Raw genomic sequence first — 20,138 nt, 5'->3', positions numbered from 1 at the left:
ACCGAAGGATCCGCCTGCCGGTTCCCCCCGGCCGCTCCCAGCCAATTGCGAGGCTCGCCGAGGGGGCGCGCCTGCACTGAATCGTCGCTCCCGCCACCTATCGTTGCCCCGTCATGATTCGCTTCGATGAAGTCTCCAAGTTCTATGCCGGCAACCCGCGCCCGGCGCTTAACGGCGTCACCCTCGAAATCCTGAAGGGGGAGTTCGTCTTCCTCGTCGGCGCCTCGGGTTCGGGTAAGTCGAGCTTTCTGCGTCTCGTGCTCAAGGAGGAGAAGCCCTCGAAGGGCCAGATCCACGTGCTCGGCCAGCGGCTCGGCACGCTCTCGAGTCGCAAGGTGCCGTACTTCCGCCGCAACCTCGGGGTCGTCTTCCAAGACTTCCGCCTGCTTCCGCAGAAGTCCGTCTTCGACAACGTCGCGTTCACGCTTCAGGTGATCGGCAAGAGCCGCGGCTATATCCAGGAGGCCGTTCCCGACGTGCTCAAGATGGTCGGGCTTGCCGGCAAGGCTCAGCGCCTTCCGCACGAGCTCTCGGGCGGCGAGCAGCAGCGCGTCGCCATCGCTCGCGCGATCGTCAACCGCCCCGCGATCCTCCTCGCCGACGAGCCGACCGGAAACCTCGACCCCTCGACCAGCGCCGGGATCATGACTCTCCTCGACCGAATCAACGCCTCGGGCACGACCGTGCTCATGGCCACCCACGACGCCGGAATCGTCGACCAGATGCAGCGGCGAGTGATCGAGCTGTCCGGCGGCAACATCATCCGCGACGAGCGCTCGGGTGGGTATCAGACGCAGGCGGTTCCCATTCAGCAGGTGGGCCAGGAGGGGGCGCAGCCGCGCGTGCAGGGCGTTCCGACGCAGACCGTGCCGGCGCCGCGCCTGGATCCTGAATCCGTTGCCCAGCAGTCCGTTCCCGAGTGGGGAGCCGACAAATGAGGCTCCGTCTCGTGCTCAGCGAGGTCGGATCCGGCCTCAAGCGCAACCTCTCGATGGTCATCTCGGTCGTGCTCGTGACGTTCATCTCGCTCACGTTCGTCGGCACGGCGGCTCTGCTGCAGTTGCAGATCAACCAGATGAAGGGCTATTGGTACGACAAGGCGCAGGTCGCCGTGTACCTCTGCACCGACACCGACACCACCGGAAACTGCACGGGCGCCAAAGCGACGACCGCGCAGAAAGACCAGGTCGAAGCCCAGCTGCAGTCGTCGACGCTGAAGCCGTACATTCAGAAGTCGTACTTCGAGACGCAGCAGGATGCCTATGACCGCTTCAAGAAGCAGTTCGCCGACAGCCCCGCAACCGAGTTCGTGCAGCCGTCGTACCTCAACGAGACCTTCTGGGTGAACCTCAAGGATCCCTCGCAGTCCGACATCCTGATCGAGAGCCTCTCCAATCAGGCGGGCGTGCAGAGCGTCGTCGATCAGCGCGGTTATCTCCAGCCGATCTTCTCGGTGCTGAACGCGGCGTCGTACACGGCGATCGGCATAGCCGTCCTGATGCTGATCGCGGCCGTCTTGCTCATTGCCACGACGATTCGCCTGTCGGCGTTCAGCCGGCGGCGGGAGCTCGGCATCATGCGGCTGGTGGGGGCGTCGAACCGGTTCATTCAGACGCCTTTCATCCTCGAGGGTGTGATCGCGGCGCTCGTGGGCTCGGTGTTGGCGGGCGGGGCCATGATCCTGATCGTGAAGGTGTTCGTGCGCGGGTACCTCGCCGAGAACTTCGCGTCGACGCCGTTCGTCACAATGGGCGACACCTACGTGGTTGTGCCGCTGCTGATCGTGATCGGTGCTGCGCTGGCAGCTCTCTCGGCAGGTGTCGCGATCCGCCGCTACCTCAAGGTGTAGCTGCCCGCTTTCCGAATTTGAAGGAGATCCTGCCCGGCCGCGACGACTTTCTGCGGATCGGGCGGGGTCGCTGCCGGGTTTCTCCTTCGAATTTGCACAGGCCCGGCCGGTCGGGGAGAACGTCGGTGGGCGCATATACTGTAAGGCTGCGCTCGAAAGCCGGGTGCAGGATCCTGCCCGACGTATCTCGAAGGAGACGACCATGGCAACCGACTCTTCTTCCAGGCCCATCTCGAAAAAAGGCGTGTCCGATCGCGACCGCGGCGAGAAAGTGGTCGCGAGCAACCGCCGTGCGCGCCACGACTACCTCATCGACGACACCTACGAGGCCGGCATCGTGCTCTGGGGCACCGAGGTCAAGGCACTCCGTCAGGGCCGCGCCTCGCTGATCGATGGCTACGCCTTTATCGAGGGGGGCGAGATCTGGCTCGACGCCGTGCACATCCCCGAATACACCGAGGGCACCTGGAACAACCACGCACCCCGACGCAAGCGCAAGCTGCTGATGCACAAGCAGCAGATCATCAAGATCAGCCACAAGACGAAAGAGGGCGGTTACACGATCGTTCCTCTTCGTATCTACTTCGCCGATGGCCGAGCCAAGGTCGAGATCGCGGTCGCCAAGGGTAAGCGCGAATACGACAAGCGCCAGACCCTGCGCGAACGGACCGACCGACGCGAGGCCGACCGGGCCATGTCGGCTCGACGGAACATGGGCGACTGACGTAGACTGAATTCCCTGCCGAAGACCGGGTGATCTACCCATCAGTGGCAGATTGCCTTCGGGCAAGACGAACCGCGACAACTCCACAGAGCACGACAGAGACCCACTCGAGGGGATGATCGGTTTCGACATCGCCTGTATGCGAACGAGAAGCGGGTCGAGGATTCAGGGTTATCTCGTAAACGATCTCTGGAAAACAATAAGTGCCAATAAATCGCGCACTGACTTCGCTCTCGCTGCGTAAGCAGTAGAGCCACATAAGTCCGTCAGACCGGAGACCGCCTTCTATCCGGAGCCTGACGTCATCTAGAGGGCTTGCTGTGTCACTACGCCAGAGGGTGACACGGGACTCAAACTCGGGCTGGGCTCGTCCACCTAGATGCCGGTAGCAAAGGTGGGGGCCAAGTAGAACGACTCATCCGGCTACACCCGTAGAAGGCGTTCAATCTCAGCGATGGACGGGGGTTCAATTCCCCCCATCTCCACCATCGGTCTCTGTCGTGCTCCGTGAATGTCTCCGGATCCGAGAAGGGCGTCCCACACGGGCGCCCTTTCTTTGTGCGCTCTACGCAGGTTCTGCGGGGTTTCTGATCGAGTGCTGTCAGGATTGCGGCATGCTCCTCGACCCTCAGGCCCTGCTCGAAAACCTCGGCCCCTGGGCCCTCGCCGGCCTCTCTCTCATCATCTTCATCGAGTCGGGTGTTCTTTTCCCCTTTCTGCCGGGCGACAGCCTGCTCGTCACAGCCGGCCTCCTGCACGACAAACTCGGCCTCGCCGTCGCGACGATTGCCATCTGTGCATTCGTCGCCGCGTTCCTGGGCGATCAGGTGGGCTACTTCCTGGGGAGTCGATTCGGGAGGCGTCTCTTCAAGCCGAACGCCCGGATCCTGAAGACCGAATACCTCGAGCGTGCCGAAGTCTTCTTCGCTCGCTACGGCGGACCGGCGCTGATCCTCGGGCGGTTCGTGCCGATCGTGCGCACCTACGTGCCCCTCGCTGCCGGAACGAGCCGGTACAAGTACCCCAAATTCTTGCTCTTCAACGTGATCGGCGCGTTCCTCTGGGCGGTGGGCCTCACCGTGATCGGCTCGCTGTTGAGCGGGTTCCCGTTCATCACGGAGCACATCGACATTCTCGCCATCGTGATCGTGGTTATCTCGGTCGGCCCGATCGTGGTGCACGCGCTGATCGAGCGGCGTCGGGCGAAGCGGGTCGGTGGTGCGGGTGGAGGTGCCGGCGCGGGTGCGGGTGCCGCCCCGTCCTCGGACGGCCCGTCGGTGGAGTCGCGCCCCGAGGTCTAGCCCGGCCGGGGGTGCAAGTCGGTGAGGCACCCTGGGTTGGCCAGATAACCCCCGCATGCCGGGCCCAATTTGGCCAGGCGAGGGTGCGTCACTGGCGCCGAGTGGGACCTGAACCCCCGTGCGGGCCGAGGAACCCCCGCGCGGCGGGGCAGAATGCCCGGCCGGGGGTGCGAGTGCGTGAGGCACCCCGGGTTGGCCAGGTAACCCCCGGATGCCGGGCCCGATCTGGCCAGGCGGGGATGCGTCACCGCCGCAAACAGATCAGGTGAGCGCAGCGGGCTCGGTCGGAAGCGTCCTGGGCGCTCCGAACCTCCAGCTCATCAGCGTGGCGGTGGTCGATGCGAGGGTCACACGGAGCCGCTCGGCGAGGTCGAGACCGGCGCCACGGCGGCGACCACCGCATCGTGCAGCCGGCCGTTCGTGGCCAGGGCGCTTCCGTGCCAGATTCCGTCACCGCCGTCGATGCCGCCGAAGCGTCCGCCGGCCTCGGTCACGATCGGGTAGAGGGCCGCCATGTCGTACGGCTGCAGGTCGAATTCGCCCGAGATGTCGATAGCGCCCTCGGCGACGAGCATGTACGACCAGAAATCGCCGTAGGCACGCGTGCGCCACACCTGATCAGCCAGCGCGATAAGGTTGTCGACCCGCCCCGCCTTCATCCAGTACTGCAAGCCGTTGTAGCTAAGCGACGCGTCGGCAAGAGAATCGATCTCAGACACTCGCAGGGGAGTGGCGGCCTTGCCGATGTCAGAACCGAAGGATCCGGCTCCCGCCGACCCCCACCACCGTCTGCCGAGCGCCGGCGCACTGACCACCCCGACCACGGGCTCGCCGTCGATCACGAGCGAGATCAGCGTGGCCCAGATCGGCACGCCGCGGAGGAAGTTCGCGGTGCCGTCGATTGGATCGACGATCCACTGCCTCGTGCTCTCGCCGGCGCGGCCGGACTCCTCGCCGTAGAAGGCGTCGTCGGGCCGCTCGGCCTCGAGTCGAGCCCGAATCGCACGCTCGACAGCCTTGTCGGCGTCGGTGACGTGGGTGTGGTCGGCCTTCAGCGAGACGTCGAGGTCGGCCGCCCGGTAGCGAGCGAGCGCAATGGCGTCGGCCTCGTCTGCGAGGAGGAGCGCGAGGGCGAGGTCGGCTGAGTGATCGGGGGCGGTGTCGTCTTCGTGGGCCACCCGATCAGCGTATCGGTCGCGGTCTGCGTGCGGCGGGCCCGGTTGCAGTGGGCGGGTGTTGTGAGGTGTGGGCGGGTGCTGCAGCACCCSCCGACTCTCGAGAACACCCGCCGACTCCGCCAGAACCGACCCTCGGGGCTACTACGCCCCGCGGTTGCCGAGCAGCGTCTGCAGCGATTCCAGTCGCTCCCGGCCGATGTCGCCGAGCTCGCCGGCCTCGACGCGGTCGATGATCTCCCAGTCGTGGGCCTCGGTCAGCGGAATGCCGCCCGGGGGCTCGTATCCCTCGGGGAACACCGCGTGCGACGCGAACGATCGGAGGATGTTCTCGGGGTTCACGTGGCCGAGCCCGAACGATCGCACACCGGGTGTGTCGACGATCCAGCCACCCGAGGGTACCTTGAACGACACGGTCGACGACGATGTGTGGCGCCCGCGGCCGGTCACGGTGTTCACGACGCCGACCGCCCGCTTCGAGCCGGTGAGCGCGTTGACCAGGGTCGATTTGCCGACACCGGAGTGCCCCACGGTGACCGTCACGTGATCGTCGAGAACGGAGCGGAGCGTGTCGAGCTCGGATCCCGAGAACTGGGTCGACGACGTCGTCAGGATCCTGAGATCCAGGCAAGAGAAGTGCGCGGCGAACGGCTCAGGATCCGCGAGGTCGGTTTTCGTGATCACCAGGATCGGTTCGACACCCGCATCGAATGCCGCCACGAGGTAGCGGTCGACCAGACGGGGGCGCGGCTCCGGGTCGGCGGCGGCTACGACGATGAGCATCTGGTCGGCATTGGCCACGATCACCCGCTCGACGGCGTCGGTGTCGTCGGCACTGCGGCGGAGCAGTGTCGTCCGCTCCTGCACCCGAACGATGCGTGCGAGAGAGCCCTCGGCCCCGCTCGTGTCGCCGACGACGTCGACCCGGTCGCCCGTCACGACGGCCTTCTTGCCGAGCTCGCGGGCCCGGGCTGTGGTGATCTCGCGCTCGTCCGGGGTGCCGGCGTCCATCAGCACGCCGTAGCGACCTCGATCGACAGTCCAGACGACTCCCGGAACGGCCTGGTCGTAGGCCGGGCGCTGCTTCGTGCGGGGGCGGTTGGCTTTGGGGTTGGGGCGGATCCGGATCGACGACTCGTCGTACTCGGAGTACTCCTCATCGACGGGCTCGTCGCCGTCCGACCACCAGCTCACAGTCTGCAGCCCATCACAGGAACCCGAGCAGACTCGTGTCGGCCGGGGTCACGTCGACCTTCCGGCCGAGCAGCTCGACCCAGAGATCGACGAACTGCGGAAGCGTCTTCGAGACGACGCGCACGTCGTCGACTTCCACGTTCGGCACGGCGAGACCGATGATTGCGGCGGCGTGGGCCATGCGATGGTCGCCGTAGGTCTTCCACTGGCCGGCGTGAAGCGGGGAGGGCTCGAGGTGAATGCCATCGTCGAGCTCGGTCGCGTTGCCTCCGAGCCCGTTGATCTCGGTGACGAGGGCTGCGAGGCGATCCGTCTCGTGCCCTCGCAGGTGGCCGATACCGGTGATCGTGCTGGGGCCCGAGGCGAGGGCGGCAAGAGCGACGAGGGCGGGGGCCAATTCGCCACCGCGCGACAGGTCGAGTTCGATGCCCGGAAGCGAGCCGCCGCCGATGAGACCGGAGCCGCCGTCGACGGTCAGCGTGTCGCCGTCGCGGGTGACCGTGGCACCCCAGAGCGGCAGGAGTTCTTCGAGGTCGGCTCCGACCTGGGTGGTCTCGGTCGGCCAGTGCCGAATCGACACGCGGCCACCGGCGACGAGCGCGGCCACGAGGAACGGCGCAGCGTTCGACAGGTCGGGCTCGATCGTGACGTCGCGGCCGCTGATCGGCGTCGCCGGCACGACCCAGACTCCGGGTTCGGGCGACTCGACGGCAACGCCCCGCGAGGCGAGGGCGTCGACCGTCATCTCGATGTGGGGAAGGCTCGGCAGCTTCTCGCCGGTGTGCCGCAGCGTGAGACCCGCGTCGAAGCGCGGGGCCGACAGAAGAAGGCCCGACACGAACTGACTGGAGGCGGACGCGTCGATGGACACCTCCGACCGGTCGATTCGACCGGTGCCGTAGAGGCTGAAGGGCAGAGTGCCACGGCCGTCGTCATTGACGTCGACCCCGAGGGCCCGCAGCGACTCGATCGTGGTGCGCATGGGGCGGCGTCGGGCGGCTTCGTCGCCGTCGAAGGTGACCGGCCCGGTGGCGAGGGCTGCGACGGGCGGAAGGAACCGCATCACAGTGCCCGCGAGTCCGCACTCGATCGACGTGCCGCCGGTCAGTTCGCCCGGCGTGACCAGAAGGTCGGGGCCGTATGGTTCGCCGTTGTCGCGCTCCTCGATAGTCACGCCGAGTGCTCGAAGGGCGTCGATCATGAGGGCCGAGTCGCGGGAGTGAAGGGGCAGGCGCAGAAGCGAAGGATCCGACGCGAGCGCCGACAGCACGAGCTCGCGATTCGTGAGTGACTTCGAGCCGGGCAGGCTCAGTGTCGAGGTCACGGGGCCGGTCGCCGACGGCGCGACCCAGAATCCCTCGTCGAGCAGCGGCTTGTCTTTCGACTCGCGATCGCTGTCGCCGTACGGGTTGAAATCGGGCTCGGAATACCTGAATACCTGCATCGGTTGTCAAGGGTAATGCACCGTGATGAAGGAGGACCCATGGCAGCTACGAGCACTCTCGATGCCCCCCGGGTCGCCGAACTAGAATTGGCTCTGATGAGCACCCCCGACGGCACCGCCGACACCAGCACCTCGCCGAGCGACACCCCCGACCAGACCGTCGACGTTCGCGCCCTGTTCGAAGAGCAGGCGCTCCCGTTCATGGATCAGCTCTATGCGGCAGGCATGCGGATGACGCGCAACCCGTCTGACGCCGCCGACCTCGTGCAAGAGACCTACGTGAAGGCGTTCGCCGCATTCGGGCAGTTCACGCAGGGCACGAATCTGAAGGCGTGGCTGTACCGGATCCTGACGAACACCTTCATCAACACGTACCGCAAGAAGCAGCGCGACCCCTACCAGGGCACGATCGACGAACTCGAAGACTGGCAGATGGGCGGCGCGACCAGCGCCACGCTTAGCTCGACGTCACGCTCCGCCGAAGCAGAAGCCATCGACCACCTTCCCGACAGTGCCGTGAAAGACGCGCTGCAGAAGGTTCCCGAAGACTTCCGACTCGCGGTCTACCTGGCTGACGTCGAAGGATTCTCGTACCAAGAGATCGCCGACATCATGAAGACCCCGGTCGGTACCGTCATGAGCCGTCTGCACCGTGGTCGACGCCTGCTGCGCGAGCTCCTGGGCGACTACGCCCGCGAGCGTGGCATCGTCGTTCCCCCCTCCACCTCGAAGACCCCATCGAAAGGCAGCACGAAATGACCGACTGCGGCTGCGACAAAGCCAAGGCGGAGCTCGAGGAGTACCTGCACAACGAGCTCGCGCGCGACGACGCACACGACATCCGAGAGCACATGGCCGGCTGTGCCGACTGCTCCAGTGAATTCCACGTCAACGTGGTCATGACGGAGGCCGTGCAGCGAGCCTGCAAAGAGACGGCCCCCGAAGACCTCCGGTTGATGGTGCTGGCGAAGATCAGAGACCTCCAGGCGCACTAGTCGTTCAGGTGGCGTAACGGTGGTGCCGGATCCTGTAGTTTCGGGTCATGACCGCCACCGTGGAGACGCTCGGCACTCCCAGCACTGACGACCTCGACGACCTCGTCGCACTGATCCGTTCGCTCGGTTACTCGCTGGAGACGACCGACCTCTCGGCGAGGCTCACGCATCTTTCGCTCGAGGCGGGTCATGAGACGTGGGTGGTCCGCGATGGTGCCGGCCGGATCAGCGCCGTCGCTGGGGCGCACGTCATGTGGGCCTACAACTCCGATGCACCGACAGCGCAGCTCTTGCTCCTGGTCGTCCGGCCTGATGTGCGCCGCGACGGACTCGGGTCACAGCTGCTCACGCACTTCGAGACCTGGGCCGAATCGCACTCGGCTTCGCAGCTCTCGGCGGTCTCGGCCGCTGCTACCGATTCGGCGCATCGCTTCTATCAGAAGCGCGGTTACCACGAGTCGGGCACGCGGTACACCAAGCTCGGCTGACGCCCGGGCTGCTGCCTCCCGGGTGCGCCTTGTCTGACGCCGTGGCGTGCCTCCGAATTCGAAGGAGATTTCGCTCGGCCCCGACGCGGACATCAGGATCCGACGGGGTCGCGACGCGAAATCTCCTTCAAATTCGGCAGGTGGCCGGTCGGGCTAGAGGCTCAGCGCCCGATCGACTAGCGCCGCCAGCTCGGCAGCGCTCCGCTTGGGCGAACCCGTCGCGGGGGCGGCCGACGCCGGACGCGAGGCCACGGTGATAGGCCGACCGAGCTTCGGCGCGAGCTCGAGGGCGATGAACGGCCAGGCACCCTGGTTTTCAGGCTCCTCCTGCGCGAAGACGATCTCGGCCGAGGGATAGCGGTCGAGGACAGCCTGGATCTCGGGCAGGGCCAGCGGGTAGAGCTGCTCCAGTCGGATCAGGGCGATGTCGTCGCGCGGAACCTGACGCTTGTCGAGCTCGGCCTGGAGGTCGTAGTGGATCTTGCCCGAATGCAGCACGATGCGCTTGGTCGCCGCGGGGTTCTCGACCCGGGTGCAGTCGAGCACCGGCTCGAAGCGACCGCTGGTGAACGCTTCGACATCGCTCGTGGCGCCGCGCAGTCGCAACATCGCCTTCGGGGTGAAGACGACGAGCGGTCTGCGGGGTCTCGCGTAGGCCTGGCGGCGCAGCAGGTGGAAGTGCGATGCCGGTGTCGAGGGTCGGGCGATCGTCATGTTGTTTTCGGCGCAGAGCTGCAGGTAGCGCTCGATCCGGGCCGACGAGTGGTCGGGCCCCTGACCCTCGTAGCCGTGCGGCAGCAGCAGGACGACGCTCGAGCGCTGGCCCCACTTCTGCTCGGCACTCGAGATGAACTCGTCGACGATCGTCTGGGCGCCGTTCGCGAAGTCGCCGAACTGGGCCTCCCAGAGAACGAGCGCGTCGGCACGCTCTACCGAGTAGCCGTACTCGAAGCCCATCGCCGCGAACTCGCTGAGCAGAGAGTCGTAGATCCAGAGCTTCGCCTGGTTGTCGGTGACGTTTTGGAGGGGGATCCACTCCTGGCCGTTCTCGCGGTCGTGGAGCACGGCGTGGCGCTGCACGAAGGTGCCGCGGCGCGTGTCTTGGCCGGCCATGCGGACGGGGGTGCCCTCGGTGAGAACCGACCCGAGTGCCAGCAGTTCGCCGAAAGCCCAGTCGATCTGGCCGCTGCGGGTCATCTCGACGCGCTTCTTCAGCAGCTGCTGGAGCTTCGGGTGCACGCTGAAGCCGCTCGGCGGGTTGTCGAAGGAATCGCCGATGGCGTGCACGAGGTCGAGGGGAATCGACGTCTCGAACTTGTCGGCGGGGGAGCCATCGCCGGCCGTGGAGTCTTCGGCCTGTTGCGCTACGGGGCGCTCGAGGTCGGCGACGGCGTCACCATCAGAGCTGACCACGGGAATGGAACCCGTCTGTGCGGCGTGGGTCTCGCCGAAGGCCCGCTCCAGGCGATCCTGGAAGTCGCGGTGGGCGCCCTCGTATTCCTCCTGAGTGATGTCGCCGCGACCGACCAGCGCCTCTGTGTAGAGGGTGCGCACGCTCCGCTTGTTTTCGATGAGGCTGTACATGAGCGGCTGGGTCATCGAGGGGTCGTCGCCCTCGTTGTGGCCACGGCGTCGGTAGCAGATGAGGTCGATGACGACATCGCGCTTGAACTCCTGGCGGTACGCGAACGCGAGCTCGGCGACCCGGGCCACCGCCTCGGGGTCGTCGCCCTTGACGTGGAAGATCGGCGCCTGGATGGTCTTCGCGACGTCGGTCGAGTAGATCGACGAGCGACCCTCGGACGGCGAGGTGGTGAACCCGACCTGGTTGTTGATGACGATGTGGATCGTGCCACCCACGCGGTAGCCGCGGAGCTGCGACATCTGCATGGTCTCGACGACGATGCCCTGGCCGGCCATGGCCGCATCGCCGTGGACGAGGATCGGCAGAACGGCGAACGCCAGCGGCACACCGCGATCCTGCTTGGCGCGCACGATGCCCTCGAGCACTCCGTCGCCCGCCTCGAGGTGCGACGGGTTGGCGGCGATGTACACCGGGATCGTCTTGCCGGCGGCACTCGTGAACTCGCCCTCGGTGCCCAGGTGGTATTTGACGTCGCCCGAGCCCTGCACGGTGCGCGGATCTTGCGTGCCTTCGAACTCGCGAAAGATCTGACCGTACGTCTTGCCCGCGATGTTGGTCAGGACGTTGAGGCGACCGCGGTGGGCCATGCCGATCGCGACCTCCTGGAGCCCCGCAGCGGCGGCCTCCTGGATCACGGTGTCGAGCAGTGAGATGGCCGATTCGCCGCCCTCGAGGCTGAAGCGCTTCTGGCCGACGTACTTAGTCTGGAGGAAGGTCTCGAAGGCCTCGGCCTCGTTGAGCTTGCCGAGAATGCGCATCTGCTCGTCGTGGCTCGGCTTCGCGTAGGGCACCTCGATGTGCTCCTGCACCCAGCGACGCTGCGCCGGATCTTGGATGTGCATGTACTCGATGCCGATCGTGCGGCAGTACGAATCGCGGAGGACGCCGAGGATGTCGCGCAGCAGCATTCCGGCCTTGCCGCCGAAACCGCCGGTGACGAATTCGCGATCGAGATCCCAGAAGGTGAGGCCGTGACGTTCGATCTCGAGGTCGGGGTGCGTGCGCTGGCGGTATTCGAGCGGGTCGATGTCGGCCATCAGATGGCCGCGCACGCGGTAGCTGTTGATGAGCTCCTGCACTCGGGCGGTCTTGCCGACGCGCTCAGCGAGGTTGACGTTGATGTCGGAGTTCCAGTGGATCGGCGCGTACGGAATGCGCAGCGCCGAGAAGATGCCTTCGTAGAACTGTCGCCCGCCGATGAGCATCTCGTGGACGATCTTGAGGAATTCGCCCGAGCCGGCGCCCTGGATCACCCGGTGGTCGTAGGTCGAAGTGAGCGTGATCGTCTTGCCGATGCCAAGTTCGACGAGCGTCTTGGAGGCGGACCCCTGGAATTCGGCGGGGTATTCGAGAGCGCCGGCGCCGATGATCGCGCCCGCGCCCTTCATGAGGCGGGGCACACTGTGGACGGTGCCGATTCCGCCCGGGTTGGTCAGCGAGATGGTGTTGCCGGCGAAGTCGTCGGCGGTGAGCTTGTTGGCTCGGGCCTTCTTGACGATGTCTTCGTACGCGGAGAGGAACTGAGCGAAGGTGAGGGTTTCGGCCTTCTTGATGCCGGGCACGAGAAGGGCGCGTGTGCCGTCGGGCTTCGGGATGTCGATGGCGAGGCCGAGATTGATGTGAGCCGGGGTGACCACCGACGGCTTGCCGTCGACCACGTCGTAGAAGACGTTCTGGCTCGGGAACTCTTTCAGGGCCTGGACGAGGGCCCACCCGATGAGGTGGGTGAACGAGATCTTGCCACCGCGAGCGCGCTTGAGGTGGTTGTTGATCACGATGCGGTTGTCGATCATCAACTTGGCGGGGATCGTGCGGACGCTGGTCGCCGTCGGCACCGTGAGACTGGCGTCCATGTTCGTCGCGAGACTCTTCGACATTCCGCGAAGCGGTTGCACGACGTTCTCGGGCTCGGGCGTCGGCTGCTCGGAGGCGGAGGGTTTCTTCGACGGGGGAGTCGGTGCCTCGGCGGGCACGGGCTTCTCTTTGGGAGCGACGGAGGTGGTGCGGGCCGGGACGCTGCGGCCGGAGGTCGTCGACGCGGGCGGAGTCGAGGTGCTCGGCGCCGGTCGGACGGGATCGGACAGGCGCGACGGGTCGAGAGCGGAGTCGGGATCGGAGACCGTCTGCGGAGCGGAGACCGGCTGGGGCGCGGCATCGTCTGCTGCCGACGCTGCGTCGGGTGAGTCGGGCGTCGAGGCGCCCTCGCCGGGCTTGTAGCTCTCGAGGATGGGCCACCACGTCTTGTCGACCGAATTCTTATCGACGACGTACTGCTCGTAGAGCTCGTCGACGAGCCATTCGTTGGCGCCGAACTGCTCTGCGGCGCCGTCGTCGGTCGTTCCGGTCACGTGGCTAGACACAGCCGATCGCCCACTCTCCGTTGATTGTTGATCGTTCGCAGGGCCCTCGTCGCCCGTGCAGATCAAGACTAATCGGTCGACGTTGTCCTGGGTGGGAGGCACTCACAGGGAATAGGTTGAATGCCATGAGGTTCTACGAGACCACTCCGACGCACGACCTGACGTACTCCGACGTGTTCCTCGTCCCGAGCCGATCGAGCGTCTCGTCGAGGCTCGATGTCTCGCTCGACACGGGTGATCGAACGGGTCAGACCATCCCGATCGTCTCGGCGAACATGAACTCGGTCACCGGGCACCGGCTGGCGGCGACGCTGGCCCGCCGCGGCGGTCTCGGCGTGCTTCCGCAAGACATGCACCCGCAAGATCTCGACTCGGCGATCCGCTGGGTGAAAGAGCAGCCGGTCGCCTTCGACACCCCCTACGTCATGTCTCCGGCCGATTCCGTCGAGACGGCCCGTCGAGCGCTGCCGGCAGCCGAGGGTCAGGGCATCGTTCTGCACGACTCCGACGGTTCGTACCTCGGCTGCATCCCGGCGACGCGTCTGGCGAAAGCCTCCGACGACGCGGTGCTCGGCGATCTTCTCCACGGCCGGCTCGCCTCGCTCGACGCCGACGACATCGACGGCCCGCGCGCCGCCTTCGACCTCCTCGTGGCCGCCGACCTCGATTTCGCCCCGGTGCTTCATCAGGGGCACGTGATCGGCACCCTCAGTCGCAAGACGGCGTTGCGCTCGACCATCTATCGTCCTGCCGTGGATGCGGACGGTCGCTTGCGGGTCGCCGCCGCGGTGGGTATCAACGGCGACGTCGCCGACAAGGCGAAGGCCCTGGTCGCGGCGGGCGTCGACGTCCTCGTGCTCGACACGGCGCACGGCCACCAAGACGGAATGCTGCGCGCGCTCAAGACAGTCGCCGCACTCGAGCTGGGCGTTCCCCTCGTGGCGGGCAACGTCGTCACGGCTGAGGCGGTCCGTCAGCTCGTCGGAGCGGGTGCCGACATCGTCAAGGTCGGCGTCGGCCCGGGCGCCATGTGCACCACGCGAATGATGACGGCGGTCGGGCGCCCGCAGTTCTCGGCCGTGCTCGAGACCGCGGAGGCAGCCCGCGCACTGGGCGCCCACGTCTGGGCCGACGGCGGCGTGCGGTATCCCCGCGATGTCGCTCTCGCGCTGGCCGCCGGTGCCTCCAGCGTGATGATCGGCTCCTGGTTCGCCGGCACCATCGAGGCTCCCGGTGAGCTCGACACCGATGCCGACGGCCGCGTCTACAAAGAGAGCTGGGGCATGGCGTCGACGAAGGCCGTGCGATCGCGCTTCGAGCGCCTCGACCCGTACGAGCTCGCCCGCCGCACTCTCTTCGCCGAGGGCATCTCGTCGTCGCGGATCTACCTCGACCCTTTGCGCCCTTCCGTAGAAGACCTGCTCGACATGATCACGTCGGGAGTCCGGTCGTCGCTCACCTACGCGGGGGCTCGCACTCTCGCCGAGTTCTCGGAGCGCGCGCTGGTCGGCATCCAGTCGGCTGCAGGGTACGAGGAGGGCAAGGCGCTGCCGGTCAGCTGGTAGCGCGCCCCCGGCGAAAATCGCAGGATCCGGCCCGCCGGATCCTGGGCTGTGACGAATCTGGCGGATTCTCGGTTTCCGGGCACCCGCGCGTCGGTGCACGCCGATAAACTAATCGGATAATGGACGACCATCACCATAGACATTCGCCCTATCCGCCCTTCTTCCAGCCGGGAGGGTCCGCTTCGTGAACGAGTGGCTTTTGCTCGGCATCGGTCTCGTCCTCACAGTGGGTACGGGCCTCTTCGTGGCGAGCGAGTTCTCGCTCGTCAACCTCGACCGCGCTGATCTCGAGGCGCGACAGGCCAAAGGCGAGAAACGCCTCGGCTCGACCATCGGTGCCCTCAAGGTCACCTCGACTCACCTCTCGAGTGCGCAGCTCGGCATCACTCTGACCACCCTCCTCACCGGTTACACGATGGAGCCGGCGATCTCGACGTTGCTCGCCGATCCGTTCCGCCAGTTCGGCGGGCCGATCGAGGTGGTCGAGGTCGTTGCCCCGATCGTCTCGATCGTGCTGGCGACCCTGCTGTCGATGATCATCGGCGAGCTCGTGCCGAAGAACTTCGCGCTGGCGCTGCCGCTCGCCACGGCGAAACTCGTGATCCCGTTTCAGGTCGCCTTCACCGCCGTCTTCCGGCCCGCCGTCGCAGTGCTGAACGGCACCGCCAACGCGATTCTCCGCGGCATGGGCATCGAACCGAAAGAGGAGCTCTCGGGGGCGCGGACCGCCGAAGAGCTCTCATCGCTCGTGCGCCGGTCGGCGTTCGAGGGAAGCCTCGACCTCGACACGGCGACGCTGCTGGCGCGCACGCTCGTCTTCAGCGACCACGACGCCTCCGACGTCATGACACCCCGGCCGCGCGTCACCAGCGTCTCGCGCACCGACACGGCCGAGACCGTGCTCGCCGAAGCGCGCCGCACGGGCTACTCGCGCTTTCCGGTCACCGACGACGACATCGACGACATCGTCGGGCTCGTGCACGTCAAACAGGCGGTCGCCGTGCCGCGCGAGAAGCGCGGCGAGGTACCCGTGTCGGCCCTGCAGACCGAGGCGATTCGGGTGCCCGAGACGATGACTCTCGACAACCTCCTCGAAGAGGTGCGTGGCAAGGGGTACCAGATGGCGGTCGTCGTCGACGAGTACGGCGGAACAGCGGGGGTCGTCACCCTCGAAGACTTGATCGAAGAGCTGGTGGGCGAGGTGTCCGACGAGCACGATCGCTCGCGCGTCGACGTCGTTCGTTCGCGCGACTGGCTCACTTTTCCGGGCCTTCTCCGCCCCGACGAGCTTCTCGAACGAGCCTCCGTCAAGGTGCCGGAAGACGGCCCCTACGAGACCGTGGGTGGCTGGGTGATGAGCGAGCTCGGGCGCCTTCCCGCGGTCGGCGACGCCGTCGACGTCGAGGCGGGCACCTTCCGCGTCGAGCGCCTCGACGGTCGCCGCATCGACCGGATCCGGTTCACGCCGGCGGTTGACGACAGCATCGCCCGAGAGCACATCGATGCCGCCACTGCCGCGGCTTCGCGCGAAGGGCAGGTGGCCCGATGAGCAGCGACTGGTGGGGAATCGTCTGGCTGGTCGTGCTGCTGCTCGGCAACGCCTTCTTCGTCGGCGCCGAATTCGCCGTCATCTCGGCGCGGCGGTCGTCGATCGAGCCCAAAGCGGAGGCCGGCAACCGTGCGGCCAAGACCACGCTCTGGGCGATGGAGCACGCGACGCTCATGCTCGCGACCAGCCAGCTCGGCATCACCGTGTGCTCGCTGCTGATCCTGAACGTCTCGGAGCCCTCGATCCACCACCTGCTCGAGGGGCCGTTGCACCTGACCGGCCTCTCCACCGAGCTGGTCGACACCGTCGGTTTCATCATCACGCTGCTGCTGGTGTCGTTCCTCCACGTCGTCTTCGGCGAGATGGTGCCGAAGAACCTCTCGTTCTCGGTGCCCGACCGCGCGGCGCTCCTGCTCGCGCCCCCGCTGGTGTTCGTCGGACGCATCTTCAGCGTCGTGATCCGGTCGCTGAACTGGGTGACGAACTGCATCATCAAGGCTTTCGGCGTCGAGCCGAAAGACGAGGCCACCAGCGCGTTCACCGTCGAAGAGGTGCAGACGATCGTCGCTCAGTCGCAGCGAGAGGGTGTACTCCGCGATACGACGGGTGCCCTCACCGCCGCCTTCGAGTTCACCGAGAAGAAGGTCTCCGACGTCGCGGTGGCCCTGCCGTCGCTGGTGACGCTCGATGAGGCGGCGACGCCGGCCGAGGTCGAGCGGGCCGTGGCGCAGAGCGGATTCTCGCGGTACGTGCTCGTCAACGAGCAGTCCGAGCCGACCGGGTATCTCCACCTCAAAGACGTGATCGATCTCGCCGATGACGAGTATTCGGATCCTGTGCCCCCGAAGCGGATCCGGCAGCTGATCTCGATCTATGAGGGCACCGAACTCGAAGACGCCCTCGCGACCATGCGCCGTGCCGGAGTGCACGTCGCGCGGTCGTTCGACGAGCAGGGCACGACCCGCGGGGTGCTGTTCCTCGAAGACATCATCGAGGAGCTCATCGGCGAGGTGCAGGACGCCACCAGACGTCGGTAGCGCGGCGCCTGCCATGGCTGTGATCCGCGAGTGACGGCAAATGCCCCCTGCACGAGTGTGCAGGGGGCATTTCGCGTCACTCGGCGCCGCCGGCGCGGCGGGCTACGCCGGTGGGCCAGCTACGCCGGCTGTGACACGTGGAACGGCGCGCGGTGGTACTGCTGCGGGTAGTACGGCAGGTCGACGCCCAACTCGGCCGCGACCCGGAGGGCGAAGTGCGGGTCGCGAAGGAACTCGCGGCCGACGAAGACGACGTCCGACTCACCGTCGGCAACGATCGCCTGGGCCTGCTCGGCGCCGATGATCAGGCCGACCGCACCCGTCTCGACCTCGGCGTCGGCGCGGACTGACGCGGCGAGCGGCACCTGGTAGCCGAGGCCCACCGGGATCTCCGCTTTCGCGACGTTTCCGCCGGACGAGATGTCGAACAGGTCGGCACCGGCGTCGCGCGCCCAGCCCGACACGATCGCGGTCGAGGCTTCGTCCCAGCCGCCCTCGGTCCAGTCGGTGGCCGAGAAGCGGACCAGGATCGGGAAGTCGTCGCCGGTGGCGGCACGGATGCCGCGAACGGCGTCGACCACGATGCGGGCACGGTTCTCGAGCGATCCGCCGAACTCGTCGGTGCGCTGGTTGCTGAGCGGAGAGAGGAACTCGTGCATGAGGTACCCGTGGGCGGCGTGGAGCTCGACGAAGTCGAACCCTGCCTGCTGCGATCGGACGGCCCCGTCGACGAACGCCTGCACGACCCCCCGGACCTCCTCGGTCGTCAGCTCGCGGGGAACGTCGTAGCCGTCGAACGCGATCGGAGACGGGCCCACCGTCTTCCAGCCGTGCTGCGACTCGTTCAGCGTGCCGACCTGGTCGTCCCAGGTGCGAGGCGTCGAGGCCTTCCGCCCGGCATGAGCGAGCTGCACGCCGATGGCGGAGCCCTGCGAGTGAACGAAGTCGACGATCGGGCGGAACGCGTCGCGCTGGGCGTCGTTCCAGATGCCCAGGTCTTGCGGCGAGATGCGGCCCTCGGGCACGACGGCCGTCGCCTCGGTGATGATGGCGCCGGCGCCGCCGCGGGCGAACGAGCCCAGGTGCACGAGGTGCCAGGTGCCGGGCATCCCGTCGAAGTTCTCGGCCGAGTACTGGCACATGGCGGGTACCCAGAGGCGGTTGCGGAAGGTCGTTCCGCGCAGCGTGATGGGGTCGAAGAGCGAAGTCATATCTGTTTCAACGACGTCGGCCGCGGATCATTCCGGCAGGTCGAGGGGGAGCGCAGGATCCGACGCGGCCAGCCCGGTGAGGAACTCCCGGAGCGAGGCGGGCGACGTGAACACGTGTCCGGTGATGCCGAGGGCTTCGGCCGCCTCCACATTCACGCGCTTGTTGTCGACGAAGACCATCTCGCCGGGCGTGATCGCGAGCTCGCGCAGAACGGTCTCGTAGATGGAGGCGCTCGGCTTCAAGTCGTGAATCTCAGCGCTGACGAAGTGCCGGTCGAAGAGGGTGCCCACGGGGCCGAAGCGGAAGGGCGAGCCGAAGTCGAAGCCAGCGTTCGAGAGGAGAGCGAGCGGCGTGCCCCCGTCGTGCAGTTCTTCGAGGATGGCCACCGTGCCGGGCTCGGGGTGGAGCCACCCGGCGAAGTCGACCGCCCAGAGCTCGTGGATGCGCCCGAGGGTGAATTCGGTGTCGTTCTCGGCGGCGATCAGGCGCCAGTACTCGACGATCGAGAGGTCGCCCGAGTCGAGTGCGTCGCGGTGAGCATCGTAGCTGCGCCACAGCCCCTCGGCGGCAACCCCGGCGAGGCGCTCCACCTCGGTGCGTGCCGAAGCCGGAGGCGACACGCTGATGACCTCGCCGTAGTCGAAAACGATCGTGCGGCCCGGAATCGATAAAGACATGCCCGTCACGCTAGCGGAGCCCGGTGAACACGCGACAGGCCTACCGTGGGGGAGTGACTGCATCGACCGAACCCACGTATACCCCTTGGACGCCCTCCGACGCGGCCGGCTCGATCGCCGTTCCCCGCGAGGACGACGACAAGTACAGCCGGGGCGTGCTCGGCGTCGTCACCGGCTCAGACCAGTATCCGGGCGCGGCCGTGCTCGGTGTCGAGGCCGCTCTGCACACGGGCCTCGGCATGCTCCGCTACCTGGGGCCCTCCCGAGCCTCCGACTTCGTGCTCCACCGCCGACCGGAGGCCGTGACGAGCCCCGGTCGCGTGCAGGCCTGGTTGCTCGGCTCGGGGATCGACCCGGCGACCCTCGACGGCGTCACGACGAACCGCTTCGCCGAGGCGGTCGCGACCGGCAACCCGATGGTGCTCGACGCGGGCGCGCTCGCGCTTCGCGAGCAGGCGACCGGGCCGATCGTCGTCACGCCCCACTTCCGCGAGCTCGCCCGAGCCACCGGGCAGGAGGTCTCCGAGATCGCCGACGACCCCGCGACCGCGGCGGCGCGGGTGGCCGACGAGTGGGGCGCGGCGGTGCTGCTCAAGGGGCACCGGACGTACGTCGCCGCACCCGGTGGGGTGCGACTCGTGGCCTCGAGTGCGCCGTCCTGGCTCGCGACGGCCGGGGCGGGGGATGCGCTGGGCGGGATCCTCGGGGCTCTGGTCGCCACGCACGCCGACGAGATCGCGCGCGACTCAAATGCGCTCGCGCGATTGGCGGCAACTGCGAGCGTCGTGCACGGTCTCGCCGCCGAGCGCGCGTCAGGCGGAGGGCCGCTCACGGTGCTCGGGCTCATCGACGCACTGCCGGCGACCATTGCCGAGCTGTTCCGGGGCTGATCCGGAGTGCTGCTGAAGCGGCCGCAAATGTGA

Annotated in this window: 17 protein-coding genes and 1 other RNA gene; 12 read left to right on the top strand and 6 right to left on the bottom strand. The window is 67.1% G+C overall.

The window, feature by feature from the left end; translation table 11 throughout:
- Nucleotides 1-113: 113 nt before the first annotated feature.
- From ftsE to VH571_RS08320, 5 genes are all read left to right on the top strand, one after another.
- Nucleotides 114-938 (top strand): cell division ATP-binding protein FtsE, encoded by an 825-nt coding sequence (ftsE, locus tag VH571_RS08340; RefSeq protein WP_084815901.1) that lies wholly within the window; start codon nt 114-116, stop codon nt 936-938.
- Nucleotides 935-1,849 carry a permease-like cell division protein FtsX gene (ftsX, locus tag VH571_RS08335; protein WP_123944677.1) on the top strand — a complete coding sequence of 305 codons (915 nt, stop codon included), beginning with the start codon at nt 935-937 and terminating at the stop codon, nt 1,847-1,849. The genes ftsE and ftsX overlap by 4 nt, the downstream gene beginning before the upstream one ends.
- Before the next feature lie 202 nt (nt 1,850-2,051).
- Nucleotides 2,052-2,573, top strand: a complete 522-nt coding sequence (gene smpB / locus VH571_RS08330; RefSeq protein WP_055958703.1) for an SsrA-binding protein SmpB — start codon at nt 2,052-2,054, stop codon at nt 2,571-2,573.
- 111 nt (nt 2,574-2,684) lie between these two features.
- Nucleotides 2,685-3,061: a transfer-messenger RNA gene (gene ssrA, locus VH571_RS08325) on the top strand.
- 126 nt (nt 3,062-3,187) lie between these two features.
- Entirely contained in the window at nt 3,188-3,874 is a 687-nt protein-coding gene (locus VH571_RS08320) for a DedA family protein (protein ID WP_423264124.1), read from the top strand.
- A gap of 347 nt (nt 3,875-4,221) precedes the next feature.
- On the opposite strand, the gene VH571_RS08315 is transcribed toward VH571_RS08320, so the two are convergent.
- The 3 genes from VH571_RS08315 to aroA all read right to left on the bottom strand — a co-directional run bounded on the left by VH571_RS08315 (nt 4,222) and on the right by aroA (nt 7,687).
- Complete coding sequence (locus tag VH571_RS08315; protein WP_423264123.1) at nt 4,222-5,052, bottom strand: inositol monophosphatase family protein; 831 nt, start codon at nt 5,050-5,052, stop codon at nt 4,222-4,224.
- 141 nt (nt 5,053-5,193) lie between these two features.
- Nucleotides 5,194-6,243, bottom strand: a complete 1,050-nt coding sequence (gene rsgA / locus VH571_RS08310) for a ribosome small subunit-dependent GTPase A (RefSeq protein WP_055958693.1) — start codon at nt 6,241-6,243, stop codon at nt 5,194-5,196.
- Between the two features lie 13 nt (nt 6,244-6,256).
- Nucleotides 6,257-7,687, bottom strand: a complete 1,431-nt coding sequence (gene aroA / locus VH571_RS08305; protein WP_423264122.1) for a 3-phosphoshikimate 1-carboxyvinyltransferase — start codon at nt 7,685-7,687, stop codon at nt 6,257-6,259.
- Nucleotides 7,688-7,726: 39 nt separating this feature from the next.
- On the opposite strand from aroA, the gene VH571_RS08300 reads away from it, so the two are divergent.
- From VH571_RS08300 to VH571_RS08290, 3 genes are read left to right on the top strand one after another with little or no spacing between them, the layout of a single operon-like run.
- A complete protein-coding gene (locus VH571_RS08300) occupies nt 7,727-8,446 on the top strand; it encodes a sigma-70 family RNA polymerase sigma factor (RefSeq protein ID WP_123944687.1) in 720 nt (239 codons plus the stop codon).
- On the top strand, nt 8,443-8,682 hold the full coding sequence (locus VH571_RS08295; protein WP_055958685.1) for an anti-sigma factor family protein: 240 nt from the start codon (nt 8,443-8,445) through the stop codon (nt 8,680-8,682). Before VH571_RS08300 ends, VH571_RS08295 begins: the two co-directional genes overlap by 4 nt.
- Nucleotides 8,683-8,729: 47 nt before the next feature.
- Nucleotides 8,730-9,170: a GNAT family N-acetyltransferase gene (locus VH571_RS08290; protein WP_423264121.1), complete on the top strand. Its 441-nt coding sequence runs from the start codon at nt 8,730-8,732 to the stop codon at nt 9,168-9,170.
- A 153-nt stretch (nt 9,171-9,323) separates the two neighbouring features.
- On the opposite strand, the gene VH571_RS08285 is transcribed toward VH571_RS08290, so the two are convergent.
- A complete protein-coding gene (locus tag VH571_RS08285) occupies nt 9,324-13,175 on the bottom strand; it encodes a multifunctional oxoglutarate decarboxylase/oxoglutarate dehydrogenase thiamine pyrophosphate-binding subunit/dihydrolipoyllysine-residue succinyltransferase subunit (RefSeq protein WP_423264120.1) in 3,852 nt (1,283 codons plus the stop codon).
- 125 nt (nt 13,176-13,300) lie between these two features.
- Here VH571_RS08285 and VH571_RS08280 point away from each other — a divergent pair, with 125 nt between their 5' ends.
- From VH571_RS08280 to VH571_RS08270, 3 genes are all read left to right on the top strand, one after another.
- Nucleotides 13,301-14,740 carry a GuaB1 family IMP dehydrogenase-related protein gene (locus VH571_RS08280; protein ID WP_423264118.1) on the top strand — a complete coding sequence of 480 codons (1,440 nt, stop codon included), beginning with the start codon at nt 13,301-13,303 and terminating at the stop codon, nt 14,738-14,740.
- A gap of 184 nt (nt 14,741-14,924) precedes the next feature.
- The gene (locus tag VH571_RS08275) at nt 14,925-16,289 is read left to right on the top strand and encodes a hemolysin family protein (protein WP_423264117.1); all 1,365 of its coding nucleotides are present in this window, start codon (nt 14,925-14,927) and stop codon (nt 16,287-16,289) included.
- Nucleotides 16,286-17,326, top strand: a complete 1,041-nt coding sequence (locus tag VH571_RS08270) for a hemolysin family protein (protein WP_123944697.1) — start codon at nt 16,286-16,288, stop codon at nt 17,324-17,326. The genes VH571_RS08275 and VH571_RS08270 overlap by 4 nt, the downstream gene beginning before the upstream one ends.
- Before the next feature lie 119 nt (nt 17,327-17,445).
- Here VH571_RS08270 and VH571_RS08265 read toward each other — a convergent pair whose 3' ends face one another.
- Together VH571_RS08265 and VH571_RS08260 are read right to left on the bottom strand one after the other, a co-directional pair.
- Complete coding sequence (locus VH571_RS08265; protein WP_123944699.1) at nt 17,446-18,537, bottom strand: NADH:flavin oxidoreductase/NADH oxidase; 1,092 nt, start codon at nt 18,535-18,537, stop codon at nt 17,446-17,448.
- A 27-nt stretch (nt 18,538-18,564) separates the two neighbouring features.
- The gene (locus VH571_RS08260; protein WP_423264116.1) at nt 18,565-19,215 is read right to left on the bottom strand and encodes an HAD family hydrolase; all 651 of its coding nucleotides are present in this window, start codon (nt 19,213-19,215) and stop codon (nt 18,565-18,567) included.
- 23 nt (nt 19,216-19,238) lie between these two features.
- On the opposite strand from VH571_RS08260, the gene VH571_RS08255 reads away from it, so the two are divergent.
- A complete protein-coding gene (locus tag VH571_RS08255) occupies nt 19,239-20,105 on the top strand; it encodes an ADP-dependent NAD(P)H-hydrate dehydratase (protein WP_423264115.1) in 867 nt (288 codons plus the stop codon).
- Nucleotides 20,106-20,138: the final 33 nt, after the last annotated feature.

Source organism: Frondihabitans sp. 4ASC-45, from assembly GCF_049472575.1.
Lineage (GTDB): Bacteria > Actinomycetota > Actinomycetes > Actinomycetales > Microbacteriaceae > Frondihabitans.
Note: the sequence above shows the minus strand (reverse complement) of the source record. Positions and strands in the feature narration are given on the sequence as shown.

Coding starts and splice junctions, on each gene's coding strand:
- ftsE (WP_084815901.1), top strand. CDS start 114: ATGATTCGCTTCGATGAAGTCTCCAAGTTCTATGCCGGCAACCCGCGC.
- ftsX (WP_123944677.1), top strand. CDS start 935: ATGAGGCTCCGTCTCGTGCTCAGCGAGGTCGGATCCGGCCTCAAGCGC.
- smpB (WP_055958703.1), top strand. CDS start 2,052: ATGGCAACCGACTCTTCTTCCAGGCCCATCTCGAAAAAAGGCGTGTCC.
- VH571_RS08320 (WP_423264124.1), top strand. CDS start 3,188: ATGCTCCTCGACCCTCAGGCCCTGCTCGAAAACCTCGGCCCCTGGGCC.
- aroA (WP_423264122.1), bottom strand. CDS start 7,687: ATGCAGGTATTCAGGTATTCCGAGCCCGATTTCAACCCGTACGGCGAC.
- VH571_RS08300 (WP_123944687.1), top strand. CDS start 7,727: ATGGCAGCTACGAGCACTCTCGATGCCCCCCGGGTCGCCGAACTAGAA.
- VH571_RS08295 (WP_055958685.1), top strand. CDS start 8,443: ATGACCGACTGCGGCTGCGACAAAGCCAAGGCGGAGCTCGAGGAGTAC.
- VH571_RS08290 (WP_423264121.1), top strand. CDS start 8,730: ATGACCGCCACCGTGGAGACGCTCGGCACTCCCAGCACTGACGACCTC.
- VH571_RS08280 (WP_423264118.1), top strand. CDS start 13,301: ATGAGGTTCTACGAGACCACTCCGACGCACGACCTGACGTACTCCGAC.
- VH571_RS08270 (WP_123944697.1), top strand. CDS start 16,286: ATGAGCAGCGACTGGTGGGGAATCGTCTGGCTGGTCGTGCTGCTGCTC.
- VH571_RS08265 (WP_123944699.1), bottom strand. CDS start 18,537: ATGACTTCGCTCTTCGACCCCATCACGCTGCGCGGAACGACCTTCCGC.
- VH571_RS08260 (WP_423264116.1), bottom strand. CDS start 19,215: ATGTCTTTATCGATTCCGGGCCGCACGATCGTTTTCGACTACGGCGAG.